This window comes from Achromobacter sp. HZ34, assembly GCF_002209485.1.
Classification (GTDB): Bacteria; Pseudomonadota; Gammaproteobacteria; order Burkholderiales; family Burkholderiaceae_B; genus Bordetella_C.
The window spans coordinates 1,011,736-1,025,628 of record NZ_NJIX01000001.1 but is presented as its reverse complement, the minus strand read 5'-3'; the positions used below and the strand labels follow the sequence as shown (position 1 = coordinate 1,025,628).

The following is a 13,893-nucleotide window of genomic DNA, read 5'->3' as shown; positions in this document are numbered from 1 at the left end:
TCCATCCGCAACGTAAAATGCCGGTTTTACCCGCCTCAGTCCCAATGGAAAAAGTACGCATCTCCAAGCTCATGTCCGAACGCGGGCTGTGTTCACGCCGCGAGGCCGACAGCTATATCGAGCGCGGCTGGGTCCGGGTCGACGGCGAGGTCGTCGCCGAACTGGGCGCGCGCGCCTTTCCCGACCAGGTCATCACGCTGGAACGCGCCGCGCAGGCGCGCCAGACCTCGCGGGTCACCATACTGATCAACAAGCCTATCGGCTACGTGTCCGGCCAGGCGGAAGGAGGCTACCAACCCGCGGTGGTGCTGGTCACTCCGCGCAGCCGCGCCGCCAACGACCGCGCCCCGTTGCGCTTCGAACGCGCCCATCTGCAGGGACTGGCCGTGGCGGGCCGCCTGGACATCGACTCCACGGGCCTGCTGGTGCTGACCCAGGATGGCCGTATCGCCAAGCATCTGATCGGCGAAGACTCCGACGTCGAAAAGGAATACCTGGTGCGCGTGCAAGGGCGCCTGGGGCCGAATGGCCTGGCCTTGCTCAACCACGGCCTGTCGCTGGACGGCAAGGCGCTGCGACCGGCGTATGTGGAGTGGCAGAACGATGACCAGCTGCGCTTCATCCTCAGGGAAGGCAAGAAGCGGCAGATTCGACGCATGTGCGAACTGGTCGGCCTGAAAGTCGTGGGCCTGAAGCGCGTGCGCATCGGCCGCGTGGCGCTGGCCGATCTGCCCATGGGGCAATGGCGCTATCTGCGCGACAACGAAAAGTTCTAGATCCGCGCCTGCGGCAATGACCCCTTCGGGGGTACAGAGATAAATATGCTCTCCCCTGACGGGGAGAGCATATCCCTTGGAAGGATGGGGAACTTGGCCCGTCAGGAGGCCCCGCGGTTCAAGCCTTTACGTAGCCGTTCCGTCAGGAAATCGACGAAGATCCGGGTCTTGGCGGGTAGCAGCCGCGTTTCGGTGACCGCGTATACGGGGAATGGCCCGGCTTCCCAATCCGGCAAGACACGCCGCAAGGTGCCCGCCGCCAGTTCCGGCCGGGCGCTGTCCTCGGCCAGGATGGCGATGCCCGCGCCCAGCACCGCCAGGCGCCGGATCATCCCCGTGCTGTTCAGGGAGAACCGCTTGCCGGGATGGAACTCGATGTGTTCTCCTCGGCTATGCAAGGGCCAGCGCGTCACGCGCGACCCCTGGGTAGCGCGGAATTCGATGCACTCATGCTCCGCCAGGTCGGCCGGATGGGCAGGCTCGCCATGCTCGGCCAGGTAACGGGGCGCCGCGTAAAGATGGGCCGACATCACGCCCAACTGGCGCGCGATACGGGTCTGCGCAGGCTGCTCGCCAATCTCGATGGCGACGTCGCAGGTCTGGAACACCTGGCCGGCATGCTCCGGCGCCGCCAGGTCCAGGCGAAACGTCACGTCCGGAAAGCGGCAGGAGAATTCCATGAAGATCTCGGCCAGGAAGTCCGTGCCGAAGTCCGCCGGCATGTTCACACGTAGCGGCCCGAAGGGCGTACTGGCAAGATCCATGATTTCTTCATGAGCCACCTGGGCCTCTGCCACGATATGCTGGCAACGGGCAAAATAACGCTCTCCAGCGTCGGTCAGCTCCACTTTTCGCGTGGTCCGGCTAAGCAGACGCAGGCCAAGGGAACGTTCTAGCTCTGCCACCTGTCTGGAGAGGGTGGATTTCGGTACGCCGAGTACCAGGGCGGCGCGGCTGAAGCTTTTCGCCTTGGCCACCTCGACGAACAACTCCATCGTTTGTAACTGTTTGCTCATGATGGATATTATCCCATGAGTGGAACTATGTTTTCGTGGAAGGTTTCTTTGTTACCCCAGTGGAATAGTGCACAATGCTCCCTTTTGCACCGCAGCAATTTGAACGAATGGTATAAATTAGGCCTCGTCTTATTCAGCCCCAATAAAAGCTTAATAAGCGCCTAACACACTTCGGCTTGCGGCCTGCAGGCGTCCCAGCCCCCGCTTTCGTTGGAACCAGGAAATGCAACAAATGAAAAAAAAGACCGCTGCGCGCACGGGCGCGGTAGTGGCGCTCGCTGCTTTGACCCTCGCCCTGGCGGCGTGCGGTAAAAAAGACGATGCCCCGCAAGCCGGTGGCAAACCCACGGTAGGCGTGTTGACCCTGAAGACCCAGCCGGTTACGTTGACCACCGAACTGCCGGGGCGTACCGCGGCTTTCCGCATTGCTGAGGTGCGGCCGCAGGTCAACGGCATCGTCCTCAAGCGCACCTTCACCGAAGGCGGCAACGTCAAGGCCGGCCAGCAGCTGTACCAGATCGACCCCGCGCTGTATCAGGCCACCCTGGACAGCAACCGCGCCGCCCAGGCGCGTGCCGAGGCATCCGTCAAGACGGCGGCCCTGCTGGCGCAGCGCTACAAACCCCTGGTCGAGACCCGCGCCGTCAGCCGCCAGACCTATGACGACGCCGTCGCCACGCGCGACCAGGCCGCTGCCGATGTGCTGTCGGCCAAGGCCGCCGTCGACACGGCGCGCATCAACCTGGTCTATACGCGCGTGCTGTCGCCCATCGAAGGCATCATCAGCCGTTCCTCGGTGACCGAGGGTGCGCTCGTGACCGCCAACCAGACCACCGCGCTGGCCTCGGTGCAGCAGATCGACCCCATCTACGTGGACGTCGTGCAGTCGAGCGCCCAATTGTTGCGTTTGCAGGACCAGTTGGCCCAGGGCTTGATCAAGCGTGCCGAAGGCGACCAGGCGGCCCAGGTCGACCTGACGCTGGAAGACGGCAGCAAGTTCAACCACCAGGGCAAGCTGCAGTTTTCCGAAGTCACGGTCGACCAGAGCACCGGCGCGGTGACGCTGCGGGCCCTGTTCCCCAACCCCGAGCACCGTCTGTTGCCCGGCATGTTCGTACGGGCCCGCTTGAGCGACGGTGTCAGGGACCAAGGTCTGCTGATACCGCAGAGGGGTGTCACGCGCAGCCAGAACGGCACACCCACCGTGATGGTGGTCAATGCGCAGAACAAGATCGAACTGCGCGAAATCAAGACCGACCGCGCCATCGGCAGCAACTGGCTGGTGACCGACGGTGTGAAAGCCGGCGATCGCGTCGTGCTCGAAGGTCTGCAGACCATCCGTCCCGGGGCGGAAGTCACGGCCAATGAAGTCGCCGCCACTCCGGCGCCGGCCGACCAGAATCAGGCGGCTCCGGCCGCGGCGGCGCAAGCCCGCTAGGAGCCCGCAGCATGGCACAGTTTTTTATTGAAAGGCCGGTATTCGCCTGGGTGATCGCCATCGTCATGATGCTGGCGGGCGCCCTGTCGATCTTCGGCCTGCCCGTTTCGCAGTACCCGAATATCGCGCCACCTTCCATCGCCATCCAGGTGACCTACCCGGGCGCCTCGGCGCAGACGGTGCAGGACACCGTGGTGCAGGTGATCGAACAGCAGATGAACGGTATCGACGGCCTGGAATACATGTATTCCGAAAGCTCGGCCGACGGTAGCGTCACCATGACCATCACGTTCCGCCAGGGCACCAACGCCGATACGGCGCAGGTGCAGGTGCAGAACAAGCTGTCGCTGGCCACGCCGCTGCTGCCGCAGGAAGTACAGCAGCAGGGCATACGCGTGACGAAGGCCACCAAGAACTTCCTGATGGTGGCGGGCTTCATCTCGCGCGACGGCAATATGTCGCGCGCCGACCTGGCCGACTACGTGGCGTCCTATGTGCAGGATCCCATCAGCCGTACCAACGGCGTGGGTGACTTCCAGCTGTTCGGTTCGTCCTACGCCATGCGCATCTGGCTGGATCCGGCCAAGCTGCTGAACTACGGCCTGACGACGGTGGATGTAACCGCCGCCATCAGCGCGCAGAACGTGCAGATCTCCAGCGGCCAGCTGGGCGGCTTGCCCGCCGTGCGCGGGCAGCAGCTGACGGCGACCATCATCGGTCCGTCGCGCCTGCAGACGCCCGAGCAGTTCGGCAACATCCTGCTGAAGGTGAACCCGGACGGTTCGCAAGTGCGTATCCGCGACGTCGGTACCACCGAGCTGAACGCCTCGTCCTACACCATCGACAGCAAGTACAACAACCAGGCGGCCGCCGGCCTGGCGATCAAGCTGGCGCCGGGTGCCAACGCACTGGATACGGCCAAGGCCATCCGCGCCACCATCGACGGCCTGAAACCCTTCTTCCCGGCCGGCATGGACGTGGTGTATCCCTACGACACCACGCCCTTCGTCAGCCTGTCGATCGAGGAAGTGTTCAAGACCCTGGGCGAAGCCATCGTGCTGGTGTTCCTGGTGATGTATCTGTTCCTGCAGAACTTCCGGGCCACGCTGATCCCGACGCTGGCGGTGCCGGTGGTGCTGCTGGGCGCCTTCGCCGTGCTGGCGCTGGCCGGTTTCACCATCAACACCCTGACCATGTTCGGCATGGTGCTGGCCATCGGCCTGCTGGTGGATGACGCCATCGTGGTGGTGGAAAACGTCGAACGCCTGATGGCGGAGGAGGGGCTCACACCCCGCCAGGCGACCAGGAAGTCCATGCAGCAGATCACCGGTGCGCTGGTGGGTATCGCCATGGTGCTGGCGGCCGTGTTCGTGCCGATGGCGTTCTTTGGCGGCTCCACGGGCGTGATCTATCGCCAGTTCTCCATCACCATCGTGGCCTCCATGGCACTGTCGGTGATCGTGGCCCTGGTGTTCACGCCGGCGCTGTGCGCCACCTTGCTCAAGCCTATCCCGAAGGGCCATCACGGCGCCAAGACGGGCTTCTTCGGCTGGTTCAACCGCAACTTCGACCGCGGCAGCCACGGCTACGCGAACACGGTGTCGCGCGGCCTGAATCGCACCAAGCGCCTGATGTTCATCTACCTGCTGCTGGTCGCCGGCATGGTGTTCATGTTCATGCGCGTGCCGACCTCCTTCCTGCCGGAAGAGGACCAGGGCATCATGTTTGCCCAGGTGCTGGGTCCCAACGGTTCGACGGCCGAGCAGACGCAGGCGGTCCTGGACAAGGCCACCAAGCACATGCTGGACGACGAGAAGGACACGGTCGAATCGGTGTTCGCCATCAACGGCTTCAACTTCGGCGGCCGCGGCCAGAACGCCGGCATGATGTTCATCAAGCTGCATGACTGGGCCGATCGCGGTTCGGCCAAGCAGAAAGTCGGTGCGCTGGCCGCGCGCACGCAGGCGTGGTTCGGCAAGAACATCAGCACGGCGCAGGTGTTCGCCTTCGCGCCGCCCGCGGTGCTGGAACTGGGTAATGCCACCGGTTTCGACTTCATGCTGATGGACCGTGCCGGCGTGGGCCACGACAAGCTGCTTGCCGCGCGCAACCAGCTGCTCGGCCAGGCCATGCAGAACAAGCTGCTGACGGGCGTGCGTCCCAACGGCGTGGAAGATGCGCCGCAGTACACCTTGAACATCGATCGCGAGAAAGCCCAGGTGCTCGGCCTGTCGATCTCCGATATCGACAGCACGCTCAGCACGGCCTGGGGTTCCTCCTACGTCAACGACTTCATCGACCGCGGCCGCGTGAAGAAGGTGTATGTGCAGGGCATCCCCACGTCGCGCATGCTGCCGGACGATCTCAACAAGTGGTACGTGCGCAATAGCAGCGGCGGCATGGTCCCGTTCTCGCAATTCGCGACGGCGGAGTGGACCTTCGGCGCGCAGAAGCTGAACCGCTACAACGGCGTGCCCGCGTATGAAATCCTGGGCCAGCCGGCGCCCGGCCAGAGTACCGGCCAGGCCATGGCGGAGATGGAGCGCATGGCGGCGAAGCTGCCGCAAGGTATCGGCTTCGAATGGACCGGCTTGTCCTACGAGGAACGCATGTCGGGTTCGCAGGCGCCGGCGCTGTACGCGATCTCGCTGATCGTGGTGTTCCTGTGCCTGGCCGCCTTGTATGAAAGCTGGTCGATTCCGACAGCGGTGATGCTGGTGGTGCCCCTGGGCATCATCGGGACACTGGCGGCGACGCTGTTGCGCGGGCTGTCCAACGACGTCTACTTCCAGGTGGGGCTGCTTACCACCGTGGGGCTGGCGGCGAAGAACGCGATTCTTATCGTGGAATTCGCCAAGGAACACTACGAGGCCGGGGCCAGTCTGACCGAGGCGGCCGTGCATGCCGCGCGCCAACGCCTGCGGCCCATCCTGATGACGTCGCTGGCCTTCATCCTGGGCGTGGTGCCCCTGGCGATTTCCTCCGGCGCCGGTTCGGGCAGCCAGAACGCCATCGGTACCGGCGTGATCGGCGGTATGTTGTCCGCGACGTTCCTGGCCATTTTCTTCGTGCCGATGTTCTTCGTGGTCATGCTCAAGCTGTTCCGCGTGAAGCGCGCGAGCGAGACCGGCGATCCGCACGATCCCAACGATGTCCGGCATCAACCCCGGCAGCAGCCTGCTTCCGAGCCGTCGGGAGGGCATGCTGAATGAACGCCCTAGTCATGCATAAGAACAAGATGTCGTCCTTGCCGTCTCCACTGCGCGTCCTGCGTCCCGCCCGCCTGGCACTGGCGGTGGCCCTGGCCACCGCCCTGGCCGGGTGCACGCTGATTCCCGACTACCAGCGCCCCGACGCGCCGGTGGACGCGGCGTATCCCGCCGGTGCGGCGTACACCATGCCGGCCAACGCGGCGTCCAAGCCCGCCAGCCAGGCGGGTGTACCCACCGCCGATATCGGCTGGCGCGAGATGTTCCCCGATCCGCTGCTGCAACAGCTGGTCGACCTGTCGCTGTCGAACAACCGCGATCTGCGCATCGCCGCGCTCAATGTGCAGGCGGCGCAGGCGCAGTACCGCATCCAGCGCTCCGACATCCTGCCGACGGTGGGATTGGGGGCGACGGAGAGCGCGCAGCGCACGCCGGGTGACCTGACGCAAAGCGGCCAGGCGGTGACCTCGCACACCTACCAGGTGGGCGCGTCGCTGTCGTGGGAACTGGACCTGTTCGGCCGCATCCGCAGCCTGTCGGAACAGGCCCTGCAGACCTACCTGGCGCAGGACGAGACGCGCAACGCCACCCAGCTGAGCCTGGTGGCGGAAGTGGCCAACGCTTACCTGACCTTGCGCGCGGACCAGGAACTGCTGAAGCTGACCGAGGACACGCTGAAGAGCCAGCGCGATTCCTACGACCTGACCAAGCAGAGCTACGACGGTGACGTCGCCACGGCCCTGGACCTGAGCCAGGCCGAGGTGTCGGTGCGTACCGCCGAAAGCAACCATGCCCAGTACCTGCGCCAGGTGGCGCAGGACATGAATGCGTTGGTGCTGCTGTTGGGCAATCCCGTGCCGGCCGAATTGCGGGCCAGCCTGGAAGCCTCGGGGCGCCTGGACGATGCGCTGATCCCGACCAACCTGCCGGCCGGCCTGCCGTCCGACCTGCTGGTGCGCCGTCCGGACATCCGTTCGGCCGAGCACAGCCTGTTGGCGGCCAATGCCAATATCGGCGCGGCGCGCGCGGCGTTCTTCCCGACCATCTCGCTGACGGGCAGCGCGGGCACGGCCAGCGCCACCCTGGGCGGTTTGTTCAAGGGCGGCTCGGGCGCGTGGAGCTTCGCGCCGCAGATTACGACGCCCATCTTTGCCGGTGGTTCGCTGCTGGCAGGGTTGGATGTCGCCAAGCTGCAGAAGCAGATCCAGGTGGCCACGTACGAGCAGGCCATCCAGACCGCTTTCCGCGAAGTGGCCGATGCCCTGGCGGGCCGCGGCACGCTGGATCAGCAGATCCAGGCGCAGCAACTGCTGGTCGCGGCCGATCAGCGCGCCTACGACCTGTCGCAGCAGCGCTTCCGCGAGGGGGTGGACAACTACCTGACCGTGCTGGACTCGCAGCGCTCGCTGTACACGGCGCAGCAGACGCTGGTGACGACGCGCCTGTCGCGCCTGACCAATCTGGTGACCTTGTACAAGGCGCTGGGGGGCGGCTGGACGGACAAGACCGTGCAGGCGTCGGCCGCGCCGGCCGGGCAGGCCGCGACGCAAGTCACGCAATAGGCTTCGGCAAGGACCTTGTGGAAGTAAAAAGGCCTGGAATCGGTGAACGATTCCAGGCCTTCTGTTTTTTGCAGCGCCCATGCTGCGTGTCGGCGCAGGTGCCAGTGCCAGCGCCAGTGGCCAGTGGCCAGTGGCCAGTGCCGGCGGGGCCGGCGGGGCCGGCTTGGCGGCTCCGGCATGCAAGGGAGGCGCTTACCCCTCGCGGTGTTCCAGCGTGTAGCTGGCGCGGTCGTCCTGCGCCAGCAGTTGGGTCAGCCAGGGCATGGCCTCCTTCAGGGCAGCATGCAGCGTCCAGGGCGGGTTGACCAGGAACATGCCGCTGCCGTGCAGGCCGAAGCCGTCGGCGCCGGGCTTCCGAACCGACAGGGCCACGTGCAGCCAGCTCTTGACCTCCAGACGCTCCAGCTGGCGCGGCAGTTCGTTGGATTCGCGGCGCTGCACCTGCGGGTACCAGACCGCATAGGTGCCGGTGGCGAAGCGCTTCACGCCTTCCTTCACCGTGGTCAGGGCGCGGCGATAATCCTGCTTGTCCTCGTAGGACGGGTCGATCAGCACCAGGCCGCGGCGCGGGGGCGGCGGCAGCAGGGCTTTCACGCCCTCGAAGCCGTCGGTGTCATAGATCGTGGTCTGGCGCAGCGCCACGCGGCCCTGGTGCTCCAGGTTGCGCACCAGCACCTCCGCTTCGCTGGGATGCATTTCGAACAGGCGCAGGCGGTCGCTTTCGCGCAGGGCTTCGAGCGTCAGCCAGGGCGAACCCGGATAGTTGCGCAGGTGGCCGTCGATGTTATGGCCGCGCACCAGCTCCATATAGCGGGCAAACAGCGGCGGCAGGTCAGTCCGGTCCCACAGGCGGGCAACGCCGTCGGCATACTCGGCATTCTTGTTGGCCCAATCGCTGTCCAGGCGGTACAGCCCCGCGCCCGCGTGAGTGTCGATCACCCAGTAGGGCGTGTCCTTGCGATTCAGGTAGTCGAGGACGTGGGCCAGGACGGCGTGCTTGAGCACGTCCGCGTGATTGCCGGCATGAAAGGCGTGGCGATAACTGAACAAAACGGGTCCCCTCAGGCTTGGGCGGATTGCGCCGGCGCCGGGAAGGGCGGGCGGATGGTATCGAGCATATCGGTGAACAGGCCGTCCACGCCCCAGGCCAGCAGGTCGCGGGCACGCTGGGCGTCATTGACGGTCCAGGCGCACAGGCGGTAACCGGCCGCGTGCACGTCGCGCACCAGTTCGGGGGTGACGTCGCGCTGGTTGACGTTCAAGGCGACGCAGTCGTGCTGCACCATGCGGTCGCGCCAGTCCGAGGGGATTTTCTCGACCAGCAGGGCGCGCGGCAGCAGCGGGGCGGCAACGTGGGCCGCGGCCAGGGCGTCTTCGGAGAACGAGGACAGCAGGGGCGGCACCGCGGCGCCTTGCCACAGGCGCTGGACGGCCAGGGCCACGGCGGTGCCGGTTTCCGCCTCGCGGCCAGGGCAGGGCTTGATTTCCACATTGCTGGCGATGGCCTGCTGAAGGGTAAATGCCGCCACCTCATCCAGGGTGGCCATGCGCTCGCCGGCATAGGTAGGGGACAGCCAGGAGCCGGCGTCCAGGGCGGAAAGCTCGGCCCAGGTCCTGTCCTTGGCCGGCCCCTGGCCATTGGAGGTGCGGTCCAGGTCGTCGTCGTGCAGCAGGAACAGCACATCGTCCTTGCTCAGCTTGACGTCGTACTCGAACATGGCGAAGCCGTGCGCGGCGCCCACCCGCATGGCGGCTGGGGTGTTCTCCGGCGCCAGTTTGCCGCCGCAGCGGTGCGCGATGAGGGACGGATAGGGCCAGGAAAAAGAGGAAGCAGTCATAGGGCGGGCAATGATGGAGCGTTACTGGGGCGATGGACCCCATGAAGGCTGGCGCTACGGTCGCGCAGGAGTCGGGCGTGGCGGAGCGGTAGCAGCCTGATCCGCCAAGGATACCGCAGGCGGGCACGGCGGCAATCGGTGCCCTTGCCAGTGGTGGTAAACTGCTTGCCCGCTGATCCGATAGTATGCAGTGTCGGCTGCGTAGTATGAGAGCAAGGCGAATCTGTTTCGCCTTTTTTTATGCGTTTTGTGTGGCAGGCCGCCAGGTTTTTCCTAGCGGCCGCCGCATGGGTCTCAGGTACTCCATGTTCGAATTTATTCGCAATCATCAGCGCTGGATGCAGCTCATCCTGCTGATCCTGATCGTGCCTTCCTTCGCCTTCTTCGGCGTGCAGAGCTATAGCAGCTTCATGTCGGAAGAACCCAAGATGGCCACGGTGGCGGGTCACCCCATCACCCAGCGGGAATACGATCAGGCGCGCCGCAACCAGCTGGATCAGTATCGCCAGATGATGGGCGCGCGTTTCGATGCGGCCGCCCTGGACAATCCGGCCATGCGCCAGCGCCTGCTGGACCAGTTGATCGACCAGCGCGTGCTGGCCGCCGCCGCCGCCGACAACCGTTTCTCGGTGTCGGACGAGACCCTGCGCAATACCATTGCCTCCAATCCTGCCGTGCAGGACGACGGCCGTTTCTCCGCCGAACGCTATCGCGCCGCCTTGGCCGCCCAGGGCTTGAGCCCGGCTGCCTTCGAAGCCAATTTGCGCGGCCAACTGGCCATCGATCGCGTGCTGCAGCCCGTCGGCCAGACCGCGCGCGTGCCCGGTGAAGTGGCCGGCAGTGTCGAACATGCCCTGACGGAAACGCGCGGCGTGCGCACGCGCCGTTTTGCCGCGGCCGATTTCCGTTCGCAGGTGCAGGTCAGCGACGCCGATCTGCAGACCTGGTATGACGCCAACAAGCAGCAGTTCCTGATCCCCGAGCAGGTCAAGGCGCAGTACCTGGTGCTGGACGAAGCCGCTGCCAGCAAGGACATCAACGTCAAGGACGAAGACGTCCAGCGTTATTACGACCAGAACAAGAGCCGTTTCGGCCAGCCCGAACGCCGCCGCGCCAGCCACATCATGATCGAGCTGCCGGCCAATGCCACCGACGCGCAGCGCAAGGAAGCGCAAGCCAAGGCGGACGACCTGGCCAAGCAGGCGGCTGCCGATCCGGCGAACTTCGCCGAACTGGCCAAGAAGAATTCGCAGGATGCCGGCTCGGCCAACAAGGGCGGCGACCTGGGCTGGCTGGTGCCGGGCGTGATCGCGCCCACGCTGGAAAAGGCCATCGACGGACTGAAGAAGGATCAGGTGTCTGGCGTGGTGCAAAGCCCGTACGGCCTGCACATCATCAAGCTGACCGACCTGCAGCCCGCGCAGTTCAAACCCCTGGCCGACGTCAAGGCGCAGATCGTCGACGAGATCCGTAAGCAGATCGCCGCCTCGCGCTTCTCCGACATGGCCACCAAGCTGACGTCGCTGGTGTATGACCAGCGCGACAGCCTGCAGCCCGCCGCGGATGCGCTGGGCCTGAAGCTGCGCGAAGCCGGTGGTATCGGCCGCACGGAATTGCTGGCGCCGGAGCAGGCGGGTGCGGGCTCAGCCGCCGGCAGCCCGGATTCGGCCCTGCTGGACAGCCCGAAAGTGCGCCAGGTGCTGTTCTCGCCTGAAGTGCTGCGCGACAAGCAGAATTCCGGCGTGATCGAACTGTCGCCCGACACCATGCTGGCGGTGCGCGTGGCCAGCATGACGCCGGCCCATGTGCCGCCGCTGGACCAGTTGAAGGACAAGATCCGCGCCAAGCTGGTCGACGAGCGCGCCGCCGATGCGGCCGCCAAGGCGGGCGAGCAGGCGCTGGAAGCGCTGCGCAAGGATCCGGCCGCGCCGCTGGATGGCTTCGCCGCCGCCGTCGATATTTCGCGCGACAATCCGCAGAACCTGTCGCGTCCGGTGCTGGACGCCGTCATGCGGGTGCCCGCCAAGCCGCTGCCGGCGTTTGTCGGCGCGCGTGAAGCGAGCGACTATGTGATTGCCCGTATCGAGAAGATCGAAGCCGGCAAGAACGATCCCGCCGTCACCACCGCCTTGAGCCAGCAGTTGTCCTCTGCCTGGGGCCAGGCCGAAGACGCCGCCGTGCTGAAGGTGCTGCGCGAGCAGTACAAGGTGCAGATCGCGCCGGAAGCGGCGAAGGTCCTGAAGGGCGACGATATCCAGACGGATGCGAGCTGACGCGTAAGCGTTGCAATCTGCAGGCGCAAGGCCCGGCTGATGCCGGGCCTTCGCTTTTGTGGATCTCCGCGCACGGTTCGAATTTGGAGAATGTCCATTGCGAAAATCTGTAATGGACAGGCGGGGCGGGCGGTGTCCAGAATCGACCCGCCAACCTTCCTTCCGGAACCTCTCCATGCCCGCATCCGTCGATTCCCTCGTTTCCTGGTCCACCGTCGATCTGCGCCGCGCCATCGGCGACAAGACGATTTCACCCGTCGAGCTGCTGCAAGCCTGCCTGGCGCGCATCGAGTCCCTGAATCCCCACCTGAACGCGATCACGGCAACTTGCTACGATCGGGCCAGGCAGGAAGCCAAGGCGGCCGAGGAAGCCGTGCTGCGCGGACTGCCCCTGGGCCCGCTGCACGGCCTGCCCCTGGGCGTGAAGGACCTGGAGGAAACCGAAGGCCTGCTCACCACCTTCGGTTCCCCCATGTACCGCGGCCACGTGCCCGCCGCCGACAACCTGATGGTGGGGCGCATGCGTGCCGCCGGTGCCATCGTGGTCGGCAAGACCAATGTGCCGGAACTGGGCGCGGGCGCCAACACCCGCAATCCGGTCTGGGGCGCCACCGGCAATCCTTTCGACCCGCGCCTGAACTGCGGCGGTTCCTCCGGCGGTTCGGCCGTGGCGCTGGCCACGGACATGCTGCCGCTGTGCACGGGGTCCGACACGGGCGGCTCGCTGCGCATCCCCGCGGCCAAATGCGGCGTGATCGGTTTCCGGCCCTCGCCGGGATTGGTGCCGGTGGAACGCCGCGCGCTGGGCTGGACGCCGATCTCCGTGGTCGGGCCCATGGGCCGCTCGATGGATGACGTCGGCCTGCACCTGTCGGCCATCGCCGGCCGCGCCGACTGCGATCCCTTGTCCTACGACGTCGACGCCGCCGCCTTCGCCAGCCTGCGTCCGCGCGACCTGGGCAGCCTGCGGGTGGGCTACACGGTGGATTTGGGCGTCTGCGACGTGGACGACGACATCCGGCGCGTCTTCCTTGCCAAGATCCAGGCCATGCACCATCTGTTCAAGTCTTGCGACGAGGTACGGCCCGACCTGGCGCAGGCGCATCGCTGCTTCGACGTGATCCGCGCCGCCAACTACGTGGCCCGCTATCGTGACGCCTACGAGGCCGACCCCGCCAACCTGGGGCCCAACCCCCGCGCCAACTACGAGATGGGCGCCTCCATGACCCTGGCGGACTACACGGGGGCGCACCTGGACCAGACCCGCATGTTCAAGGCCTTCCAGGCCCTGTACCAGGACTATGACGTGATCCTGGCACCGACCACGCCGGTGACGCCTTTCCCCTGGACGCAGCTGGCGCTGGACCGCATCAATGGCCGTCCCCAGGAGAACTACTACCGCTGGCTGGCGCTGACCTACGTGACGACCCTCATGACCAACCCCTCGCTGTCCATGCCCTGCGGGCGCGACCATGCGGGTATGCCTTTCGGCATGCAGGTGGTCGGCGGCTTCCGCCAGGACCTGGGCCTGCTGGAAATCTGCAAGTCGCTGGAATGGGCCTGGGCCCGCCATCCGGACCTGGCGCGTCCGCTGCCCGACCTGGACCGCCTGCGCGCGCAAGCGGCGCCGGATTTCCGTACCGGTATCGTCACCGCGCCGCCGGATGCGGCCCTGGTGCACGGGTCGGCCGCCGCCGCGCGCGCCGGCGGTTCGTTCGACGTGGCCGTCTAGGCTGCCCTGGGATCAGCCCTGGCCCGGGCGCCCCCGTTCCTGGGGAAAT

9 protein-coding genes are annotated in these 13,893 nt (G+C 65.9%); 6 read left to right on the top strand and 3 right to left on the bottom strand.

The annotated features are described in order from the left end of the window. The first annotated feature begins 44 nt into the window (after nucleotides 1–44). Nucleotides 45–776 (top strand): pseudouridine synthase, encoded by a 732-nt coding sequence (locus tag CEY05_RS04330; protein WP_088596115.1) that lies wholly within the window; start codon nucleotides 45–47, stop codon nucleotides 774–776. 101 nt (nucleotides 777–877) lie between these two features. On the opposite strand, the gene CEY05_RS04325 is transcribed toward CEY05_RS04330, so the two are convergent. Then, nucleotides 878–1,771: a LysR family transcriptional regulator gene (locus CEY05_RS04325; RefSeq protein WP_088596114.1), complete on the bottom strand. Its 894-nt coding sequence runs from the start codon at nucleotides 1,769–1,771 to the stop codon at nucleotides 878–880. A 253-nt stretch (nucleotides 1,772–2,024) separates the two neighbouring features. On the opposite strand from CEY05_RS04325, the gene CEY05_RS04320 reads away from it, so the two are divergent. The 3 genes from CEY05_RS04320 to adeC are packed head-to-tail and all read left to right on the top strand — an operon-like array spanning nucleotide 2,025 to nucleotide 8,001. Further along, the gene (locus CEY05_RS04320; protein WP_088596113.1) at nucleotides 2,025–3,230 is read left to right on the top strand and encodes an efflux RND transporter periplasmic adaptor subunit; all 1,206 of its coding nucleotides are present in this window, start codon (nucleotides 2,025–2,027) and stop codon (nucleotides 3,228–3,230) included. Nucleotides 3,231–3,241: 11 nt separating this feature from the next. After that, nucleotides 3,242–6,442, top strand: coding sequence for an efflux RND transporter permease subunit (locus CEY05_RS04315; protein ID WP_088596112.1), 3,201 nt, complete (start codon nucleotides 3,242–3,244; stop codon nucleotides 6,440–6,442). Between the two features lie 26 nt (nucleotides 6,443–6,468). After that, on the top strand, nucleotides 6,469–8,001 hold the full coding sequence (adeC, locus tag CEY05_RS04310) for an AdeC/AdeK/OprM family multidrug efflux complex outer membrane factor (RefSeq protein ID WP_198952704.1): 1,533 nt from the start codon (nucleotides 6,469–6,471) through the stop codon (nucleotides 7,999–8,001). 192 nt (nucleotides 8,002–8,193) lie between these two features. Here adeC and CEY05_RS04305 read toward each other — a convergent pair whose 3' ends face one another. Together CEY05_RS04305 and ugpQ are read right to left on the bottom strand one after the other, a co-directional pair. Beyond that, the gene (locus CEY05_RS04305) at nucleotides 8,194–9,051 is read right to left on the bottom strand and encodes a 23S rRNA (adenine(2030)-N(6))-methyltransferase RlmJ (protein ID WP_088596110.1); all 858 of its coding nucleotides are present in this window, start codon (nucleotides 9,049–9,051) and stop codon (nucleotides 8,194–8,196) included. Nucleotides 9,052–9,062: 11 nt separating this feature from the next. Then, complete coding sequence (gene ugpQ / locus CEY05_RS04300) at nucleotides 9,063–9,839, bottom strand: glycerophosphodiester phosphodiesterase (RefSeq protein ID WP_088596109.1); 777 nt, start codon at nucleotides 9,837–9,839, stop codon at nucleotides 9,063–9,065. A 305-nt stretch (nucleotides 9,840–10,144) separates the two neighbouring features. On the opposite strand from ugpQ, the gene CEY05_RS04295 reads away from it, so the two are divergent. Further along, a complete protein-coding gene (locus CEY05_RS04295) occupies nucleotides 10,145–12,112 on the top strand; it encodes a SurA N-terminal domain-containing protein (protein WP_088596108.1) in 1,968 nt (655 codons plus the stop codon). Between the two features lie 175 nt (nucleotides 12,113–12,287). After that, the gene (locus CEY05_RS04290; RefSeq protein WP_088596107.1) at nucleotides 12,288–13,844 is read left to right on the top strand and encodes an amidase; all 1,557 of its coding nucleotides are present in this window, start codon (nucleotides 12,288–12,290) and stop codon (nucleotides 13,842–13,844) included. Nucleotides 13,845–13,893 lie beyond the last annotated feature (49 nt).

Bases quoted from the DNA above. Each gene is read 5' to 3' on its own strand.
- CEY05_RS04330 (WP_088596115.1), top strand. From the start codon at position 45: ATGGAAAAAGTACGCATCTCCAAGCTCATGTCCGAACGCGGGCTGTGT.
- CEY05_RS04325 (WP_088596114.1), bottom strand. From the start codon at position 1,771: ATGGAGTTGTTCGTCGAGGTGGCCAAGGCGAAAAGCTTCAGCCGCGCC.
- CEY05_RS04320 (WP_088596113.1), top strand. From the start codon at position 2,025: ATGAAAAAAAAGACCGCTGCGCGCACGGGCGCGGTAGTGGCGCTCGCT.
- CEY05_RS04315 (WP_088596112.1), top strand. From the start codon at position 3,242: ATGGCACAGTTTTTTATTGAAAGGCCGGTATTCGCCTGGGTGATCGCC.
- adeC (WP_198952704.1), top strand. From the start codon at position 6,469: ATGTCGTCCTTGCCGTCTCCACTGCGCGTCCTGCGTCCCGCCCGCCTG.
- ugpQ (WP_088596109.1), bottom strand. From the start codon at position 9,839: ATGACTGCTTCCTCTTTTTCCTGGCCCTATCCGTCCCTCATCGCGCAC.
- CEY05_RS04295 (WP_088596108.1), top strand. From the start codon at position 10,145: ATGTTCGAATTTATTCGCAATCATCAGCGCTGGATGCAGCTCATCCTG.
- CEY05_RS04290 (WP_088596107.1), top strand. From the start codon at position 12,288: ATGCCCGCATCCGTCGATTCCCTCGTTTCCTGGTCCACCGTCGATCTG.